The organism is Microbacterium testaceum StLB037 (assembly GCF_900104345.1).
GTDB classification, from domain to species: domain Bacteria; phylum Actinomycetota; class Actinomycetes; order Actinomycetales; family Microbacteriaceae; genus Microbacterium; species Microbacterium testaceum_A.
The window spans coordinates 233,917-251,500 of record NZ_FNJN01000002.1; the positions used below are offsets into that span (position 1 = coordinate 233,917).

Annotated in this window: 18 protein-coding genes; 8 read left to right on the top strand and 10 right to left on the bottom strand. The window is 71.6% G+C overall.

Annotated features, from left to right (window positions below):
* Positions 1 to 9: 9 nt before the first annotated feature.
* Together BLS25_RS04405 and BLS25_RS04410 are read right to left on the bottom strand one after the other, a co-directional pair.
* Positions 10 to 936 (bottom strand): DUF1295 domain-containing protein, encoded by a 927-nt coding sequence (locus BLS25_RS04405; protein WP_074694570.1) that lies wholly within the window; start codon positions 934 to 936, stop codon positions 10 to 12.
* Positions 933 to 2,768: an AMP-dependent synthetase/ligase gene (locus BLS25_RS04410; protein ID WP_074694571.1), complete on the bottom strand. Its 1,836-nt coding sequence runs from the start codon at positions 2,766 to 2,768 to the stop codon at positions 933 to 935. The genes BLS25_RS04405 and BLS25_RS04410 overlap by 4 nt, the downstream gene beginning before the upstream one ends.
* A 342-nt stretch (positions 2,769 to 3,110) precedes the next feature.
* Between BLS25_RS04410 and BLS25_RS04415 the strand changes: the two genes are divergently transcribed.
* From BLS25_RS04415 to BLS25_RS04420, 3 genes are all read left to right on the top strand, one after another.
* The gene (locus BLS25_RS04415) at positions 3,111 to 4,301 is read left to right on the top strand and encodes an acyltransferase family protein (RefSeq protein ID WP_143017827.1); all 1,191 of its coding nucleotides are present in this window, start codon (positions 3,111 to 3,113) and stop codon (positions 4,299 to 4,301) included.
* A 9-nt stretch (positions 4,302 to 4,310) separates the two neighbouring features.
* Complete coding sequence (locus BLS25_RS16840; RefSeq protein ID WP_156371588.1) at positions 4,311 to 4,457, top strand: hypothetical protein; 147 nt, start codon at positions 4,311 to 4,313, stop codon at positions 4,455 to 4,457.
* A gap of 164 nt (positions 4,458 to 4,621) precedes the next feature.
* Positions 4,622 to 6,109 (top strand): SDR family oxidoreductase, encoded by a 1,488-nt coding sequence (locus BLS25_RS04420; RefSeq protein ID WP_056224861.1) that lies wholly within the window; start codon positions 4,622 to 4,624, stop codon positions 6,107 to 6,109.
* Positions 6,110 to 6,141: 32 nt separating this feature from the next.
* On the opposite strand, the gene BLS25_RS04425 is transcribed toward BLS25_RS04420, so the two are convergent.
* From BLS25_RS04425 to BLS25_RS04445, 5 genes are all read right to left on the bottom strand, one after another.
* A complete protein-coding gene (locus tag BLS25_RS04425) occupies positions 6,142 to 6,552 on the bottom strand; it encodes an NUDIX hydrolase (protein ID WP_074694803.1) in 411 nt (136 codons plus the stop codon).
* Positions 6,553 to 6,670: 118 nt separating this feature from the next.
* Complete coding sequence (locus BLS25_RS04430) at positions 6,671 to 7,999, bottom strand: FtsX-like permease family protein (protein WP_074694573.1); 1,329 nt, start codon at positions 7,997 to 7,999, stop codon at positions 6,671 to 6,673.
* The gene (locus BLS25_RS04435; RefSeq protein ID WP_081349681.1) at positions 7,996 to 8,826 is read right to left on the bottom strand and encodes an ABC transporter ATP-binding protein; all 831 of its coding nucleotides are present in this window, start codon (positions 8,824 to 8,826) and stop codon (positions 7,996 to 7,998) included. The genes BLS25_RS04430 and BLS25_RS04435 overlap by 4 nt, the downstream gene beginning before the upstream one ends.
* Before the next feature lie 204 nt (positions 8,827 to 9,030).
* Positions 9,031 to 9,402, bottom strand: a complete 372-nt coding sequence (locus BLS25_RS04440) for a type II toxin-antitoxin system death-on-curing family toxin (RefSeq protein WP_074694574.1) — start codon at positions 9,400 to 9,402, stop codon at positions 9,031 to 9,033.
* Positions 9,399 to 9,596, bottom strand: coding sequence for a ribbon-helix-helix protein, CopG family (locus BLS25_RS04445; protein ID WP_176786309.1), 198 nt, complete (start codon positions 9,594 to 9,596; stop codon positions 9,399 to 9,401). Before BLS25_RS04445 ends, BLS25_RS04440 begins: the two co-directional genes overlap by 4 nt.
* 197 nt (positions 9,597 to 9,793) lie before the next feature.
* On the opposite strand from BLS25_RS04445, the gene BLS25_RS04450 reads away from it, so the two are divergent.
* The gene (locus BLS25_RS04450; protein ID WP_074694576.1) at positions 9,794 to 10,096 is read left to right on the top strand and encodes an LPXTG cell wall anchor domain-containing protein; all 303 of its coding nucleotides are present in this window, start codon (positions 9,794 to 9,796) and stop codon (positions 10,094 to 10,096) included.
* 265 nt (positions 10,097 to 10,361) lie between these two features.
* On the opposite strand, the gene BLS25_RS04455 is transcribed toward BLS25_RS04450, so the two are convergent.
* Positions 10,362 to 11,018, bottom strand: a complete 657-nt coding sequence (locus BLS25_RS04455) for a type 1 periplasmic-binding domain-containing protein (RefSeq protein WP_256335534.1) — start codon at positions 11,016 to 11,018, stop codon at positions 10,362 to 10,364.
* A gap of 124 nt (positions 11,019 to 11,142) precedes the next feature.
* On the opposite strand from BLS25_RS04455, the gene BLS25_RS04460 reads away from it, so the two are divergent.
* The 3 genes from BLS25_RS04460 to BLS25_RS04470 all read left to right on the top strand — a co-directional run bounded on the left by BLS25_RS04460 (position 11,143) and on the right by BLS25_RS04470 (position 15,609).
* Positions 11,143 to 12,360 carry a HupE/UreJ family protein gene (locus tag BLS25_RS04460; protein ID WP_074694577.1) on the top strand — a complete coding sequence of 406 codons (1,218 nt, stop codon included), beginning with the start codon at positions 11,143 to 11,145 and terminating at the stop codon, positions 12,358 to 12,360.
* Between the two features lie 131 nt (positions 12,361 to 12,491).
* Positions 12,492 to 14,483, top strand: coding sequence for a purple acid phosphatase family protein (locus BLS25_RS04465; RefSeq protein ID WP_074694578.1), 1,992 nt, complete (start codon positions 12,492 to 12,494; stop codon positions 14,481 to 14,483).
* A 64-nt stretch (positions 14,484 to 14,547) separates the two neighbouring features.
* Entirely contained in the window at positions 14,548 to 15,609 is a 1,062-nt protein-coding gene (locus BLS25_RS04470) for a WxL protein peptidoglycan domain-containing protein (protein WP_074694579.1), read from the top strand.
* 272 nt (positions 15,610 to 15,881) lie between these two features.
* Here the strand turns inward: BLS25_RS04470 and BLS25_RS04475 are convergent, their stop codons facing one another.
* Positions 15,882 to 16,067: a hypothetical protein gene (locus tag BLS25_RS04475; protein ID WP_056224839.1), complete on the bottom strand. Its 186-nt coding sequence runs from the start codon at positions 16,065 to 16,067 to the stop codon at positions 15,882 to 15,884.
* A gap of 85 nt (positions 16,068 to 16,152) precedes the next feature.
* Positions 16,153 to 16,788: a TetR/AcrR family transcriptional regulator gene (locus BLS25_RS04480; RefSeq protein WP_074694805.1), complete on the bottom strand. Its 636-nt coding sequence runs from the start codon at positions 16,786 to 16,788 to the stop codon at positions 16,153 to 16,155.
* Positions 16,789 to 16,861: 73 nt separating this feature from the next.
* Here BLS25_RS04480 and BLS25_RS04485 point away from each other — a divergent pair, with 73 nt between their 5' ends.
* Positions 16,862 to 17,494 carry a GNAT family N-acetyltransferase gene (locus tag BLS25_RS04485; RefSeq protein ID WP_074694580.1) on the top strand — a complete coding sequence of 211 codons (633 nt, stop codon included), beginning with the start codon at positions 16,862 to 16,864 and terminating at the stop codon, positions 17,492 to 17,494.
* Positions 17,495 to 17,584: the final 90 nt, after the last annotated feature.

The window sequence follows — 17,584 nt, forward strand, 5'->3', positions numbered from 1 at the left end:
GGGCGGTCCTCACGACCCCGACCGCGCGGTCAGCGCGGGGATCAGCACCGGGGTGCGATCGCGGTAGGCGCGGTAGTCGGCCCGGTCGCCCCAGCGCTCGTCGGCGCGCTTCTCGAGCAGAGGGATGCCGCTGACCCGGGTCAGCAACAGCACCACGAACAGCGGCGACAGGACGGCGACCCACTGCCAGCCCTGCAGCACGGGCACGGCGACGACGAAGACGCCGACCCACACGAGGATCTCGCCGAAGTAGTTGGGGTGGCGCGACCGCGACCACAGGCCCGTGCGGATGAACTCGCCCTTGTTCGCGGGGTCGGCGCGGAAGGCCTGCTTCTGCAGGTCGGCGACGACCTCGAACACCATCCCGGCGAGCCACACGACGACCCCCGCGACCGCGAACCCGTCGAGGGGCGCCCGGTCGGCGGCATCCGCGCTCATGGCGATCCACGCGGCCGAGGCGGTGAGGGCCACCCAGAGCCCCTGGATGCACCACACCTGGAAGAAGCGCAGCGGGTTCGTCTTGATCTCGTCGAAGCGTCCGTCGGTGCCCGCGCGGTGCACGCGCGCGAAGAGGAACGAGCCGAGACGCGCCGCCCACACGACGACCATCGCGGCGAGGATCCACCCGCGGGCGTCCTGCGCGGGGGCGAGCAGGGCGAGGGCGATCGAGACGGCGATGAAGGTGAGGCTGCCGGTCAGGTCGAAGAACCGCTCGGTGCGACGCAGGGCCGAGGGGATGAAGACGAGGAACTGGATGACGAAGGCCGCCGTCACGGCGATCGCGAACACCGGGATGCCACCGACCTGCGCTCCGCGGAAGCTCCCGGCGGCAGCGAGCCCCGCGCCGACGACGAGGGCCACCACCACCGCGATGAGCGCCGTGCGGTTCTGGGCCGCGGGCGATCGTTCCGAGGTGGAGGGAACGGGTGCGGTCATGATGCGGCTCCTCGGTACAGGGTGTCGATCGTCTCGGCGGCGCGGTGCAGGACCTCGCGGCGCTTGATCTTGAGGGTGGGGGTGACGAGCTCGCGGTCGTCGAGGTCGGCGAGCACGAGAGTGAAGCGACGCACCTGCTCGCTGCGCGACACGAGGGCGTTCGCCGCGTCGACGGCGGTCTGCAGGTGAGCGGTCAGGCGGGGATCGTCGACCGCGCGCAGGGCCCCGGGAGTGCCGGGCTCGAGCGCTGAACCGTTCGCGGCCAGCCACGCGGCCGACTGCTCGGGATCGAGGATCAACAGGGCCGAGAGGTAGGGCTTGCCCTCGCCGACCATGACGGCGTGCTGAACGAGCGGGCTCGCCTCGACCGCGCCTTCCCAGCGCGCGGGCACCACCGTCTTGCCGTTCGAGGTGACGATGACGTCTTTCAGACGCCCCTCGAGGATCAGGCGCCCCGCGTCGTCGATGCGCCCGAGGTCGCCCGTGCGGAAGAACCCGTCCACGAACGCCTCGGCGTCGTGTCGCGGATCGCGGTACCCCGAGAACACGCCCACCCCCCGGGCGAGCACCTCGCCCTGCGGGCTGATGCGCACGGTCGAGCCGGGGAGCGGGAGCCCCACGGTTCCCGAGGCGATCCGCCCCGGGAGATTGCCGGTGAGCGGCGCGGTCGTCTCGGTCAGGCCGTACCCCTCGATGACCGGAACACCGATACCCCGGAAGAACAACGACAGATCGCGGTCGAGCGTCGCCCCGCCCGACAGGATGTACCCCACGCGACCCCCCATCACCGCGCGCAAGCGCGAGTAGAACAGGGCGTCGAAGACGGCCTGACGCACGCGGAAGCCGAACGGAACGCGGCGCGGGAAGCCGGCATCCTGGAATTCGGCGAAGCGACCCCCGCGGATCGCGGTCGAGACCGCGCGGGCCCAGACCCGGTCGAGGTTCTTATCGGCGGCCTTGTCGGCGGCGGCGGACTGGATCTTCTGCAGCACCCGCGGAACCGCCACCAGGAAGGTGGGACGCAGCACGGCGAGAGCGGGGACGACCTGCGCCGGCTCGGAGAGATGCGCGATGCGCATGCCGCTCGCGATGCAGATGAGCTGCAGGCCGCGGGCGAGCACGTGCGCGAGCGGCAGGAAGATGATCGTGTTGCCCTGCGGGTTGACGACCTCGCGGTAGGCGGCGGCGATGTTCAGCACCTGACCGAGGAAGTTCGCGTGCGTGAGCACGGCCCCCTTGGGCTCGCCCGTGGTGCCCGAGGTGTAGACGATCGTCGCCGGGTCGTCGTGGCCGGCGAGGGTGCGTCGGCCCTCGAGCTCGGCATCCGAGACGTCCGCGCCCCGAGCGCTGAGCTCGTCGAGCGAGGGGACTCCGTCGACGCCCGCCATCGCCCAGGTGCCGAGCGTCTCGCCCCCGGCCTGCGCGAGCGCGGCGGTCAGCAGGTCGGCGTGGGCGCGCGTTCCGGCGACGGCGAGGCGCACGCGCGCGTCGCGCACGATCGCCTCGACCTGCGAGGCCGACGACGAGTCGTACACGGGAACGACCACACCCCCGGCGAACCAGGCGGCGAGGTCGGCGACCGCCCACTCGTAGCGCGTCGGCGCCATGATGGCGACGGTGTCGCCGGGCTGGAGCCCCGCACCCACCATCCCCTTCGCGAGGGCGCGGACCGCGTCGAGGAACGCGACGGTGGTGACCGGCTCCCACCTTCCGTCGGCCGGCACCTCGAAGGCGATGTGATCGGGCGCCTCCTCCGCGCGGCGGACGAGCAGATCGGTCACGTTGGTGAACGCGTCCAGGCTCGCCAAAGCGGGCGTGTGCGTCTCGAACATCATTCCTCCGGGCGAGTGCACGGCCCTCGGGTGGGGGACCGCCACGCATTCTTCGGAGGAAGACGCCGATCGGATTGCCGCCGCGCGAGCGGGGTCAGGTGCTGTGCACCTCGACTGCACGGCCGGGAACCGCCAGCGTAGCCACGACGCCCCACGGGAGCCAGGAGCACGCACCTTTCCGTGCACGAGAAGGGATGCCGTCGCCGTCAAGCCCCGGCCCTTCCAGGCATTTCTTGACACTCGACCGGTAACTTCTCCCGGGTCGGTGTGGACTCGTGCGCCCCGCACGGGTCGCTCATCGCCGGCGCGAGAGACGACACGGAGGCGACGACCATCAGCACCATGACGGCACCCGTGGCTCGCGTGACGGCCGCGCCGACGGCATCCCGTCCCGCGAATCCCGCCCGTCACCTGCCCTCTCTGACGGGGCTCCGCTGGGCGACGGCGATGCTGATCTTCGGCCACCACCTCATGGCGGTCGAGTACTTCGGCGGCACCGCCGGGACCGTCTGGGCCTTCGTCTTCGAGGCCGGCAAGACCGGCGTCACCCTGTTCTTCATCCTGTCGGGCTTCGTGCTCGCCTGGGGTCACAAGCCGCACCAGAGCGCCGGGTCGTTCTACTGGCACCGCTTCGCCCGCATCTACCCCCTGCACCTCGTCGGGGTGGGGCTCGCCCTCGTCGCCGCGGCGACCCTCGTGCCGGAGATCCAGACCGCGGGACGAGCGCCCCTGGTCGCGAACGTCTTCCTCGTCAACGGCTGGGTGCCGGACTGGTGGCAGGCCGGCAACCCCGCCAGCTGGTCGCTCGTGTGCGAGGCGTTCTTCTACCTGAGCTTCCCGTTCCTCATCCGCCCCCTCGTGCGCCTGTCGGACCGCGCGCGCGGCGGCGTGGTCGTGGCCGCGCTCGTGCTCGTCGCCCTGGCCCCCCAGATCGCCGCGATCTCGCCCGTTCCGATGTCGGCGGCATCCACTCCACTCCTGCGCCTGCCCGAGTTCGTGCTGGGCGTCACCCTCGCGCTGCTCATGAAGAGCGGAGGCTGGATGCCGTGGAAGCTGCGCTACACGCTTCCCCTCGCGGTCGCGGGCTACGCGCTGTCGGAGGCGCCCCCGATCCCCGGCACCGACATCCACCCGGGCCTCGCCGCCACCGTCGGGTCGTTCGCGCTGCTGGTCGCCTCGCTCGCCGCGGCCGACGCGCACGGTCGCTCGACCTTCCTCGCCCGCCCGCTCTGGCAGGAGCTCGGACGCGTGTCGTTCGCCTTCTACCTCGTGCACCTGCTCGTGATCGCGTCGGTGTCGTCGTCGTGGCCCGAGGGGCATCCGCAGCTGCCGTGGCGGCGCGCTCTGCTGCTCGCGCTCGCCGCGTTCGCCATCGCCCTCGCGATCGCGTGGGTGCTGCACCGGGCCGTCGAGATCCCCGCGCAGAAGTGGCTGCTGCGCTACGACCGCTCGCGGCGCGTGTCCGAAGGCACCGGGGCTGCCGTCGGCGGGACGACGGGCGCGTCGACGGCCGCTCGCGCCGCCTCTCGCTAGGCTCGCGGAATGTTCGGAGCCCACTTCCTCTACCTCTTTCTCATGTGGGGCGTGGCCCTGGTCGCCGTCGGGGCCGTGCTGTACGTCGCGGTGCGCCTCGCCGTGCTGCACGCGCTGAAGTCGCACACGCGCTGGGTCGAGTCCGGCCAGCGCTGACGCGGACCGCGCCCGCCGCGAGAACAGGGGGCGCGACGAGAACAGGCCGATTCGCGGCGGATCGTCCTGTTGCGACGACTTCTCCTGTTCTCGTGGCGGGCGGGGCGCCGGGGTCGCCACACCCGACCCACCGATCGTTCAGAGTCGCCTCGGTACACTTCCCTGTGCCCGAAACACCCCTGAGCCCCGATCGAGACGCCGCGTCGGCGGCATCCATCGATCCGACCGAGCTCGAGATCGCGCTGCGCGTCATCGACGCCGCCTCCTCGCTCGACCCCGAAGACCCCGCGTACATCGCCCTGCGCCGCCAGACCGGCAAGCTCTACAAAGACGTCAAGCGTCAGTCGCGCAAAGAGAAGCGCCAGCGCATCGCCGACGCGGATCGCGCCGTCGTCGCCGCCACCGCGACCGGAGCCGCCGACCGCATCGACGACGAGACGCGCGGCATCCCGCTCGCCACGCGCACGACCACGCCGTTCGCGGGGGAGCTCATCAAGGCGCGCGCCTGCTACATCTGCAAGCAGGACTACACGCTCGTCGACGCGTTCTACCACCAGCTCTGCCCCGACTGCGCGGCCATGAGCCACGCCAAGCGGGACGCCCGCACCGACCTCACCGGCAAGCGCGCCCTGCTCACCGGCGGCCGCGCCAAGATCGGCATGTACATCGCGCTGCGGCTGCTGCGCGACGGCGCGCACACCACCATCACCACGCGCTTCCCGCGCGACGCGGTGCGCCGCTTCTCGTCGCTGCCCGACAGCGCCGACTGGATCCACCGGCTCAAGGTCGTCGGCATCGACCTGCGCGACCCCGCTCAGGTCATCGGGTTGGCGGAGTCCGTGGCATCCGACGGTCCTCTCGACATCCTCATCAACAACGCCGCGCAGACGGTCCGGCGCTCACCGGGGGCGTACAAACCCCTGGTGGATGCCGAACTCGCACCGCTTCCGGACGGCCCCCTGCCCGAGCTGGTCACCTTCGGCCACACGAACGACGCCCACCCGTTGGCGCTGGCGCAGTCGGTCTCGGCGCATCCGATCCTCGCCGCGGCCGCGCGCACCGCCGACGAACTGACCGCCGAGGCGATGGCCGCCGGATCGTCCTCGCTCGAGCGTCTCGCCGCGGGCACCGCCATCGACGCGGGCGGTCTCGTGCCCGACGAGGACCGCATCAACAGCTGGACGCAGCACGTCGACCAGGTCGAACCCCTTGAGATGCTCGAGGTGCAGCTCGCCAACATGACCGCGCCGTTCCTGCTCGTGAGCCGCCTGCGCCCCGCGATGGCCGCATCGACCGCTCGTCGCAAGTACATCGTCAACGTGTCGGCGATGGAGGGCGTGTTCGGCCGCGGATACAAGGGCCCGGGCCACCCCCACACGAACATGGCCAAGGCCGCTTTGAACATGCTGACGCGCACGAGCGCGCGAGAGATGTTCGAGACCGACGGCATCCTCATGACCGCCGTCGACACCGGCTGGATCACCGACGAGCGCCCGCACTTCACCAAGGTGCGCCTGGCCGAAGAGGGCTTCCACGCCCCGCTCGACCTCGTCGACGGCGCGGCCCGCGTGTACGACCCGATCGTGCGCGGCGAGGCCGGCGAAGACCTGTTCGGCATCTTCCTGAAGGACTACAGCAAGGGCAGCTGGTGAGCTGACGCGCGAAGCGCGGCGGTCGCAGCGGGTCAGCCCGCGGGCAGGAAGTACTCGCGAGCGAGGGGCGCGATCTCGAGACCGGATGCCGTGGCCGCGGTGACCCAGCGGAGCTCGGCGATCTCGGCATCCGGGATCGGCTGCTGGTCGCCGATGTCGACGCGGAAGACCTCGGCCACGACCTCGAACCCCGGTTCGTTCGCGGCGCTCGCGGCGTACGACCCGAGGGGCTCGAGCTCGTCGGCGCGGACGCGCAGACCGACCTCTTCGGCCAGCTCGCGCGCGAGGGTCTCGGCGGGCGTCTCGCCGGCCTCGGGCTTGCCGCCGGGCTGCATGAACGCCGTCGTGCCGGCCTTGCGCACGAGCAGCAGGCGCCCGTCGGCGTCGGTGATGACCGCGGCCGAGACGTGGATGCGGCGCGGGGGAGGGTCATCCGGGATCACTTGGGCACGGTAGCACTCGGGCGGGGAGGGCCCGAGCGCGTCGAGCGTCCAGAACACCCGGACGTCTCTCGAGATCGTCCGGGTGTCGTGGACACTCACGCACGGGGGTGGCCCCGGGTCAGAGCGCGCCGCGCCGGATGCCGGTCACGATCGGCCGCGTCGACGCCAGGGCCGCGGCGACCAGCGCGAAGCCCGCGGCGAAGGTCAGCGCGATCGTCAGCACCGACAGGGGCGCCACGATCAGGCTGATCCCGACGATCGGGAACGCGAGCATCAGGCCGAGCGCGGCGCCGCCCACCGAGGCCCATCGCAGCGGCACCATCACGGTGATGCGGCGGGCGCGGCGGAGTTCGGCATCCGGGATGCCGAGCCGGTCGAGACCCACGATCAGCTCGCGCTCCTCGAGCACCGACGCCGCCTGCGTCACCCCCACCGCGCACGCGAGCAGCACGAAGGCGATGCCGAGGGTCACGAGGACCCCCGTGCGGATGTCGGACATCAGCGGCCCGGCGTCGCTCGCGACATCCGCGATCGAGAGACCGCATCCGGCCACGACGGCGATGAACGACACGAGCGCCATGCCCGACACCCGGCGCCACGCCGGTCCCGCGTGCGCGGCGAGCTCGCGACCGGCGACCAGCTGGGCGGCGGTGCGGGCATGACGGGCCATCGCCCGACCGCGGGCGGCGACGATCGGCGCGCCGATGAGGTTGAGCAGCGCGAGGGCCCCGGCGAACAGTCCCAAGAGCACGGCCATGGTCACGGCCGGCCCGAGCAGCTGACCGAGGGCTCCGAGACTCGACACGAGCATCACGACCCCGACGATCAAGACGCCGCCGACGACGAAGGCGGTCGTCCTCTTCGCGGGCGCCTCGCTGCGGGTGCGCACACCGAGCGGAGTCACGGCGACCTTGCGCAGGCTCGCGGCCGCGCTGACCGCACCGATGAGCACCACGGATGCCACCACCCCGGCGCCCAGCAGCGGATCGACGACCACGGCCCCGACGCCCACCGGGCCGCCGAAGAACGGCAGCAACCCGACGAGGGGGAGGAGCGCAGCGTAGAGGGCGACCCCCGCGACGGCTCCGGCGGCGGCGATCGCGGTGGCCTCGAGCACGGTCAGCGACCACAGCTCGCGCGTGCTCGCACCGAGCAGGCGGAGGGTCGCGAGCCGGTCGTTGCGGCGACGACTCGTCAGACGAGCCGCCGCGGCGCCCAGGGTGATCAGGGGCACCGCGAGCAGCACCAGGGCGAGGACGGCCAGGATGCCGTACATCCCGCCCTCGGCTCCGGCCCGGGGATCTACGAGGAACATGCGCGCGCCGCCGGCGACGACCAGCAGCAGCGCGGTGGTGACGGCGAACGCGACGACGGGGAGGGCGATCGCCGCCCGGCCCTGGCGCGCGGGGCGCGAGAGCAGGCGGGCGAGAGGCAGGACGGTGCTCATCGGGTCGCCTCCGTCGAGGTGGAGGGGGAGGTGGGGGCGGAGGTAGGGGCCTGGGCCGAGGTCGCGGCGGGGGCGGGCCAGAGCGGAGCCGCCTCCGGCGTCGCGCTCGCCGGACGCGCCGGCTCCGCGGCATCCCGAGCCGAATCGCCCACGATCCGCCCGTCGCTCACCCGCACGATCCGCGAGCAGCGGCGGGCGACGTCGGCGTCGTGCGTGACCATCACCAGGGTGCGGCCCTGGCCCGTGGTCGCGCGCAGCAGGGCGTCGAGCACCTCGGACGAGGTGGCCGAGTCGAGGGCCCCGGTCGGCTCGTCGGCGAACACGACGGGAGCGCCGGTCACCTGGGCGCGCGCGATCGCGACACGCTGCGCCTGACCACCCGACAGCTGCCCGATGCGCCGGCCCTCGAGGCCCGCGAGTCCCAGGGCGGCGAGCCAGACGGCCGCGTGCCGCTCGGCATCCGGCCGGCGCATGCCCTTCAACAGCAGGGGGAGTGCCGCGTTCTCGACCGCGGTGAGCTCGGGCAGCAGCAGGTGCTCCTGGAAGACGAATCCGAGCGACTCGCGGCGCACCCGAGCCCGCTCGCCCTCGCTCAGTCCGACGAGCTCGCGCGGGGCCGTGCCGGGGGCGCTCAACACGATCGAGCCCGCGTCGGGGGCGATGACCGCCGCGAGGCAGTGCAGCAGGGTGGTCTTGCCCGAGCCCGAGGCGCCCATCACGGCGACGGACTCGCCGGCGCGGATCGTGAGCGAGACGTCGTCGAGGGCGCGCAGCTCGCCGTACTGCTTGACGAGGCCGGAGGCGGTGAGCACAGGTGAGGAGGTCATGGTTCCATCCCAGCGATCCGGGCCACCCGGGGCGTCCGTCCCGCGAGGTATCCGCGTCGTCCTCGGGATCGATCTGTCGTTCACTCTCCGAGTTGGTCTTTCGCCCGCAGAGATCGCACGCATGAGGTCCGCTCGAGCGTGCTCGGCGCCGGGCAGCGGAGGACGGCCGCCCCTCTTTGGTCGGCTGGCTCAGATCCCTGGGTGTCAGCCCGTGCGGAGGGTGTGTTCCTCGAACCACTGCTGGACATTGCTGAGTGAGGGCGGATTCTCGCCAGCGACCGTCCGAACGAAGCGGTCGCCCTCGTCGGGGTCGGCCGTCAGGGTGTACCCGTTGAAGTCGTAGAACACTGCGGTGAGGTACCAGCTCAGCCGTTTGTTGCCGTCCAGGAGTGGATGGTTGTGGTTGATCGCGGTGAAGAGCACGGCGGCTTTGCGGTGGATGCCTTCGTGGACCTCTTCGCCGAAAACCGGCATGGGGGCGGCGAGGGCGGAGAGCAGGCCGCCCCGATCTCGGTAGTGGAAGCCTTTATCCGCGATGAGCTCGTCGACGTCCTCGGGATGGAGGTATTCGGTCACTGGGAGAGTCGGTCGAGGAGCTCGGCGTCTCGGTTGTCCACCTGGGCGATGGCGTCGCGGAACCGGCGGCGCCGTTCGGCGCGTTCGTCCATGTGCAGGACTGCCTGCTCGATAACGGCGTTCTTGCTCATCTGCATCACGGCGGCGAGGTGTTCGAGGCGCGCTTCCGCCTCGTCTGACAGGCGAACCGTCATGACCATGGTGGCGTCCTCCCTCTCTGGTTGCATCATGATACCGCGAGGGTCGCGGAGGGGGTGGCGCCAGCGGTTCAGTGCCCCGTCTGGGCGGCGATCGCAGAGAACCCTGACAGATACGGCAAGGGCGCGATACGCGGTCCGCCGTTCACTCTCCGGTCGCCTCGCGCTCACCCGCGGCCGCCACACTGGGCTCCGTGATCCCCTTCAAGGCGACGGCGGCGGTGCTCGTGGCATCCGCCGTCTGGCTCCCCCTGGCCGCGGACGGCGCCGCGCCGAGCGATGACTCGATGGTCATCCAGGTGCAGGTGCCCGCGCGCACGGGCGCCCCGACCACTCCCACGCCGACGCCCGCCTCGAGCGCGGTTCCGGATGCCACGACCCCCCGCCCCGGCGCGCTTCCCGCCACGGGGGCCGAGGTTGCGCTGTGGGGTGCGGCCCTGGCCGTCGCGGCCGTGGTGGCGGGCGTGGCCATCCGCTCGCGGCGGCGCCGCGCCTGAGGCCCTGCGACGCGCGGCATCCCCGCCCCCAGGCTCGGTGATTCGCGCAACCTCAGCCCGAATCAGGCTCCGGCAACGGAGGTTGTGCGAATCCCTGAGCCTGTGCTCCCGGTCGCACCCGCAGCGCGGGGTTCGACCGGCGGCCGCGACGCACCCGATCTCAGCGATTCGCACAACCTCAGCCCTGGCCCGGCGCCGGCGACAGAGGTTCGGAGGATTCCTGAGCGTGTGCCACGGAGCGCGAACGCCGAGGCGGGGCGCCCGCTCAGTCGATCCAGAGCACGATGCCGCGAAGACCCGTGAGCACGGCCGCGACTCCCGCGCGCACCGCCGCGCCCGCGCGCTCGGGTGTGAACGTCGACGGATCGTACGCGGCGGCGGTGCCCAGACCCTCGCCGCGGTAGGCGGCCCCGGTCCAGTCCGCCGCGGTGACGTTCTCGGTCGGCTCGGCGAGCTCGGCGCCGACGATGAGGAACTGGCGGTCGAGGTGATTCGCGGTCACCGTCGCGAGCGGGTCGACGAGGGCGTCTCCCGCGCTGATGATCAGGTCGGGATTGAGCTCCATCGCGCGCACGGCCCCGTCGATCATGTCGTCGTCGGCGTGCACGACGCGCAGGTCGGCGTGGGTCTCTTCCGCCCAGTCGCGCACCGCGGCGACGAGGGTCGCGGTGGGAGCGTCATCGCCCACGGTGAGCAGGGCGACCCGGTACCCCGCGGGGGCGGACACCCCGTTCCACGAGCCGGGGGCGGGAGTGTGCGTCGACTCGGGCGCCGGAGCGGTCGCGGGGGCGAAGCCCGGCGCGGGGGACCCCACGGCCGCGGGAGCGGGACGCATCGCCGACCAGCCCTCGTCGCTCGCGCAGCCCGCCAGGACCGCCACCATCGCCGCCGCCGACACCGCGGCCAGGACCCGTCGCTTCACCCCCTCACCCTGAACCGTGCAGGTGGCGCGCAGGAGAACACCGCCCGCACGTTTCGTTTCCGTTCGCCCCACCGCGGGCAACCGTTCACGACGAGCGCGCACGATCTCCGACGGAAAGGTGCACATGTCTGACTCTGTTCGACGCGTCCTCTCGCGCGTCCTGCTCGTGGCCGCGGGGATCGCGGCGCTGCTGTCCCTGGCGGCTCCGGCCTCGGCCCACGGCATCCTGTCGGTCGTCTACGCGAACCTCGAGAGCGGCGGCACCGGCGTCGTGCGCGCCGAGCTGCAGCTCGAGTACGACCTGCTCGTCGTCTCGGCCGCCGACGCCGAGAAGGACGACCCGCTCTACCAGGAGGGGATGGCCGCGTTCCAGGACGGCGACGCGACAGCGCAGGCCGCCGTGCTCATCTCGCACCGCGACACGATCGCCCGCTACGTCAGCGAGCGGTTCCGGATCACCGCGTCCGGGGCGGCGTGCACCGCGCGCATGGACGACGACATCTCGATGACGCAGCAGGACGGAGTGCCCTACGCCGTCGTCACCCTCGAAGACGCCTGCCCGCCGTCCGAGAACGGGCACGAGATCGCGGCCTCGCTCTTCCCCGACGCCGAGGGCTACGTCACCGACACCAAGACGATCCTCACGTACAACCTCGACCTGCACGAGGGCAGCACGGTGCTGGATGCCGAGCACCCCTCGTTCACCACCGCGCAGTCGCCGCTGGAGCGGTTCTGGGAGTTCTTCCGCCTCGGCGCCGAGCACCTGCTGACCGGGATCGACCACATCCTCTTCCTGCTCGCGCTGATCGTCGGATCCCGGCGCCTGCGCGAGATCGTGATCGCCGCGACGACGTTCACCATCGCGCACTCGGTGACGTTCATCCTCGCCGCGACCGGGGTGATCGCCGCTCCCCCCGAGGTGGTGGAGCCGACCATCGCCCTCTCGATCGCGGTCGTCGCAGCGTGGTACCTCTGGCGTCTCGTCCGCCGCGATCAGGCCGACGAAGACCTGTCGAAGGCCCACGGCTTCCTGCGGCTCGACCGCGCGGGCTGGCTGCGCGTTGCGGTCGTGTTCGTCTTCGGTCTCGTGCACGGTCTCGGCTTCGCCTCGGCGCTCGGCATCGACGAGCCCTGGTCGTGGACGCTGCTGTGGTCGCTGCTGGTGTTCAACGTGGGCATCGAGGCCGTGCAGATCGGCATCATCGTGATCGTCTTCCCCCTGCTGGTGCTGCTGCGCCATCGCGCCCCGCGCGTGGGGATGTGGGTCAGCGCCGCGATCGCGGTCGTGGTCACCGTCGCGGGACTCGTCTGGTTCGTGCAGCGCATCCTCGGCATCGAGTGACGGGTGTTGGCGCAGCCGATACGTGTGCTGAGTCAACAATTCACTCGGACGACACCCGGCGGGCGGAGCGTGGGATGCGCTCGCCATCGGTGAGTGTGCACCAGAGACCCCCTCGAAAGAAACGGACAGCCATGTTCCTCACCGCATCGACGTCGCACGGGACGCGCACGCGTCGCCGTGTCTCGTGGATCGCAACCGCCGCGGTCGGCGCCTCCCTCGTCCTCACGGGCGTGGCGAGCGTCCCGGCGGCGATGGCCGACACCACGGCCACCCTCACCGGCGTCATCCTCGGCGTCGGTGCCGACCAGTCGCAGCGCATCGTGACCTGGTACTCCTCGGCCGACACCGCCCAGACGGTGCAGCTCGCGCCCACCTCGGCGCTGACGGGCGGCCAGTTCCCGGCGTCGGCGACGACCTTCTCGGCATCCGGAACGGCGAACATCGCCACGAGCGGCGGCTTCAACCGTCACGCCACGATCACCGGGCTCGCCGAGAACACGGCGTACTCGTACCGCGTCGGCTCCGAGGGCAACTGGTCGGACACCTACGCCTTCAAGACGCAGTCGTTCGAGGGCGACTACGACTTCCTCTTCTTCGGCGACCCCCAGATCGGGTCCTCGGGCGACATCGCGAAGGACCAGGCCGGCTGGCAGGACACGATGAACGTCGCCGTCTCGGCCAACCCGAACGCCGAGATGCTCGTCTCGGGCGGCGACCAGGTCGACTCCGCGAACCGCGAGGACCAGTGGAACGCCTTCCTCGCCCCCGACGCCCTGCGGCAGATCCCGTGGGCGGCCACCATCGGAAACCACGACGTGGGCGGCAAGGCCTACGAGCAGCACCTGTACACCCCCAACACCGATCGCTCCGGCGCCTACTACCGCAAGGGCTCGGGCAGCATCGGCACCGAGTCGGGCGGTGACTACTGGTTCATCTATAAGGACGTGCTGTACATCGACCTGAACAGCAACAGCTACGCCACCTCGCAGGGCGGCGGCGGCGACGACGCGCACATCTCGTACGTCACCGACGTCGTGAACACCCACGGGGCGGATGCCAAGTACACGGTGCTCGTGTACCACCACGCGATCTACTCGCCGGCCGATCACGCGAAGGACTCCGACAACAAGGTGCGTCGCACCGACTTCCCCACCGCGTTCTCGAAGCTCGGCGTCGACCTGGTGCTCCAGGGCCACGACCACAGCTACTCGCGCTCGTACGAGATCAAGAACGGCGCCAAGGCGAACGCCGACGAGAAGCCCGGTCAGGACGAGGTCTTCGAGGGCCCCGGCGGCGTCGTGTACGTCACCGCCAACACGGCATCCGGATCGAAGTACTACGACATCACCACGCCCGACAGCAGCGGAACGAGCGGTGCCGGCAACGGCGCCGACCCGCTCAACCCGGCGAACTACTGGTACAACTCCGTGCAGAACCAGGAGCACGTGCGCTCGTACGTGAAGGTCCAGGTGAAGAAGGACCAGCTGGTCGTGCAGAACATCCGCTCCGGAACCTGCGACGCGCCCAACGCGGCCGTCGAGCTGAAGAAGGTGCTCTGGTGCGGCCCCGAGAACGGCTCGAAGCCCGCCGAAGCCGTGGGCACGATCCAGGACGAGGTCACCATCCACCCCAACCACGGCGACGGTCAGGACATCCAGGTCGACGTCCCCACGGGCGCTCCCGGTGAGTTCGGGTGGACCATCAACGGCCACAACGGCCTCGTCGACATGGGCACCGCGCAGGAGAAGAACCTGCAGTACTTCGAGGCCACCGGTCAGATCAACCCGATCACCGTCACCGACACCCGCGCGAGCAAGTCGCCGTGGTCGGTCTCGGCGTCGGTGGGCGACTTCGTCGACGACGGCAAGACCTTCAAGGGCTCGTTCCTCGGATGGGCGCCGAAGGTCGTCACCCCGGGTGCCGGAGCCGTCGCGGGTGCCGCGGTGAACTCCGGGTACGACGGTGGCGACGGTCTGTCGGTCTCCCGCCTGCTCGGTTCGGCTCCCACCGGTCACGACCGCAGCGCCGGAGTCGTCGGCGCCGACCTCGACCTGAAGATCCCCAACACCATCGACAAGGGAAGCTACCGCGCGACCCTGACCCTCACCGCCCTGGCCGGCTGACCAGAGCGAACAGCGCCGGCGGGGAGCTCGTCTCCCCGCCGGCGACCCTCTCGAAGGATCCCCCATGACTCGACTGCCCTCCCTGTCGCGGGTCGCCGCCCTCGCCCTCGCCGCCGCTGTGATCGCCGGGGGCGCGTGGAGTGCCGCGCCCGCCCTGGCCGCGACCGACGACGTGACCTGGACCGTGCGGACCGCCTCGAACGCGCTCGGCGCCGATCGCACGAACTACAGCTACGCGCTGAACCCCGGCGCCCACCTCGACGACGCCCTCGTGGTCGCCAACCGCGGCGCCGAGGCCGTCGAGCTCGACGTGTACGCCGCTGACGGCTACACCACCTCGACCGGCGCTCTCGATCTGCGCGTCGCCGGCGAGCAGTCGGTGGGCGTGGGCGCGTGGGTCACCGTGCCGCAGCGTCACGTGACCGTCCCGGCCGGTCAGACGGTCGAGGTGCCGTTCGCGGTCGACGTGCCCCAGAACGCCACTCCGGGCGACTACGCGGGCGGGGTCGTCACCTCGCTCACGGTCGCCGACGCCTCCGCGAACGTCAACGTCGATCGTCGCCTGGGCATCCGCACCGGCATCCGTGTCGGGGGAGACCTCGCCCCGGCGCTCGCCGTCGACGACCTGCGCGTCGGGTGGGACGGCGGTTTCGTGCCCTTCCTCTTCGGCGATGCCACCGTGCACTACCGCCTGCACAACACCGGGAACGTCTCGCTCGCGGCCGAAGAGGCCGACGCGGTCACGGGTCCGTTCGGGCTCGCGCGTCTCGATTCCGCGCCCGACGACGCGGCCCCCACCCTGCTGCCCGGCGAGAGCTGGGAGCGCGACGTGCGGGTTCCCGCGGTGGCCGCGATGGGTGTACTGATCGCGTCGGTGTCGGCGACCCCGATCGTGACGGATGCCGCGGGCTCCATCTCGACCCTCGATCCGATCGAGGTGTCGACGTTCGGGTGGGCGATTCCGTGGCCGCTGCTGCTCCTGGTCGTGCTGATCGTCGCGGGGGCGGTCTTCGGTCCGCGTCTGCTGCGCGAGCGCCGTCGCCGGGCCCAGCAGGCGGAGGACGAGCGCGTGGCCGCCGCCGTCGAGCGCACGCTGGCCGAGAAGGAGCGCCAGCTCGTCGAGTGACCGGCGGGTCATCGACCTCGTCATGGGGATCGACGTCGGTGACCCGCCGGAGCGTCAGTTGTACCCGAGGATCGCGCCCGATTCGAGGTCGACGTCCGAAGACGCGAGGGCGGGGTGATCGGAACCGTCTGCTTCACTCACCCGGCGATTCTGCCGCCGCCCCGGGGTGGGGCGAGGGTTCCTCACGGAACGCACACGGGAACGATCCGCGACGTGAGGACGACGAAGGGACCGGGCCCCTCGGCTCGGTCCCTCGGTCGCGTATCGGGCGGTCAGAAGTGGATCGACGGCCCGTGCGCGATCGGTGTCGCGGGCCGGTAGTGGATGACCTCCGCCTGGACGGTGGCGGGCACGATCGCGGCGGTGACGGCGGGGCCGACGGTCAGCAGCGCCCCAAGGACGACGGCGACGACGGCGAGACGGGATGATCGGGCGGGGCTCACGGACGGGGGGATCACGGCTTCTCCTTCGATCGGTTCGGCAAGACGATCGTATGGTGAAAAACCTACGCGAAGGTGAGCAATCGGCTGAGAACGCCGTCGGCTACCCCCTCGGTGCGGGCGTCCGACCCGCTTCCCGGCCCTCGAACGCCGACGCCACGACATCCGCCACGTCGTCGAGAGCCGCGTCGTCGCGACTGCTCAGCCACCACTCGACCAGCCCGTCCACGCTTGCGCGCAGGGCGGCGGCGACGATCGGGATCGGAGTCTCGAGCGTCCGCCCCGTCGCCGTCGACCAGCGCTCGATGCTGTCCGAGATGGCGCGGATGCTCGCTTCGATCTCGCTCTGCGCGGCGGCCCGCAGGTCGGGATGGGAGCGGGCGGATGCCGTCAGCTCGCTCACGACGCGGTACTCGCTCTCGTGTCGGCGCAGGTCGCGCGCGAGTCCGCGCAGTGCGAGACGCGCGGCCGCGGCGAAGTCGTCGAGGGCGAGGTCGTCGGCCCACACGGCCTCGAGGGTGCGCTGGGATGCGCGGTGGAGCACGGCCTCGACGAGGGCGGTCTTGGATCCGAAGGCGTAGGTCACCACGCGATGCGCGACGCCGGCGCGCTCGGCGACCCGGCGCAGGCTCAGTGCCGACGCGCCCGCATCGGCCACGACGGCGAGGGCGGCGTCGAGCAGGCGTTCGCGGCGCTCTTCGAGGGGGAGGTAGTCACGGGTGGGGGCCTCGGCGTTCACGGCGTTCTCCAAGCGATCGGGGCGGTCGAGTCTCGCATACTGAATATATCCACACGGACCAATTGGAGACGAGATGACCGACCTGCACATCACCCCCGCTCGAGAGGCCGACCTCCCCGCCGCCGCGCGCGTGCTCGCGGAGGCCTTCCGCGACGATCCCGTGATGGCCGCGATCCTTCCGGGCGGTCGCCGCATCGAGCGGCTCACGACCCTGTTCACCGCGCTCCTGCGGGGCGCCGCCTTCGAGACCGGCAGCGTCGACCTCGCTCGTCGCTCCGACGGGGACGAGATCCTCGGGGTGGCCGCGTGGGAAGGCTCCGGCGCGGCATCCCTCCCCTGGCGCCAGCTCCCCGGCTACCTGTCGGCCCTCGGCGTCGCCGGCATCGTCCGGGCGGCGGCCCTGTCGTCGCGGCTGGCGCGTCACCGCCCGCGGTCGCCGCACTGGTACCTCGCCCAGATCGGCGTCTCGCCCGCCGCGCGCGGACTCGGTGTGGGCGGTGCTCTCCTGCGCTCCCGCCTCGAGACGCTCGACGTCACGCGCACGACCGCCTACCTTGAGTCGTCGACCCCCGACAACCGCCGCCTCTACGGCCGCCTCGGCTTCGAAGAGATCGCGCCGATCCCGGGGATCCGCGGGGCCTCGCCGATGGCCATGCTCCGCCCGCCCGCGCCCGCGCGGCACGCGGTGCCCGCCCGAGCGGTCTGAGGGGGCGTCCCGGGCAGGCATCTCGACGTCGAGCGTCCACAAAGTCCGCTCAGGCGCCGAGGAATAGACTGGGCGACATCGACACCGTCT

Excerpts from the sequence above, each read along its gene's own strand:
- BLS25_RS04430 (WP_074694573.1), bottom strand. The coding sequence starts at position 7,999 with ATGAGCACCGTCCTGCCTCTCGCCCGCCTGCTCTCGCGCCCCGCGCGC.
- BLS25_RS04465 (WP_074694578.1), top strand. The coding sequence starts at position 12,492 with ATGTTCCTCACCGCATCGACGTCGCACGGGACGCGCACGCGTCGCCGT.
- BLS25_RS04410 (WP_074694571.1), bottom strand. The coding sequence starts at position 2,768 with ATGTTCGAGACGCACACGCCCGCTTTGGCGAGCCTGGACGCGTTCACC.
- BLS25_RS04470 (WP_074694579.1), top strand. The coding sequence starts at position 14,548 with ATGACTCGACTGCCCTCCCTGTCGCGGGTCGCCGCCCTCGCCCTCGCC.
- BLS25_RS04435 (WP_081349681.1), bottom strand. The coding sequence starts at position 8,826 with ATGACCTCCTCACCTGTGCTCACCGCCTCCGGCCTCGTCAAGCAGTAC.
- BLS25_RS04415 (WP_143017827.1), top strand. The coding sequence starts at position 3,111 with ATGACGGCACCCGTGGCTCGCGTGACGGCCGCGCCGACGGCATCCCGT.
- BLS25_RS04445 (WP_176786309.1), bottom strand. The coding sequence starts at position 9,596 with ATGACGGTTCGCCTGTCAGACGAGGCGGAAGCGCGCCTCGAACACCTC.
- BLS25_RS04485 (WP_074694580.1), top strand. The coding sequence starts at position 16,862 with ATGACCGACCTGCACATCACCCCCGCTCGAGAGGCCGACCTCCCCGCC.
- BLS25_RS04405 (WP_074694570.1), bottom strand. The coding sequence starts at position 936 with ATGACCGCACCCGTTCCCTCCACCTCGGAACGATCGCCCGCGGCCCAG.
- BLS25_RS04460 (WP_074694577.1), top strand. The coding sequence starts at position 11,143 with ATGTCTGACTCTGTTCGACGCGTCCTCTCGCGCGTCCTGCTCGTGGCC.
- BLS25_RS16840 (WP_156371588.1), top strand. The coding sequence starts at position 4,311 with ATGTTCGGAGCCCACTTCCTCTACCTCTTTCTCATGTGGGGCGTGGCC.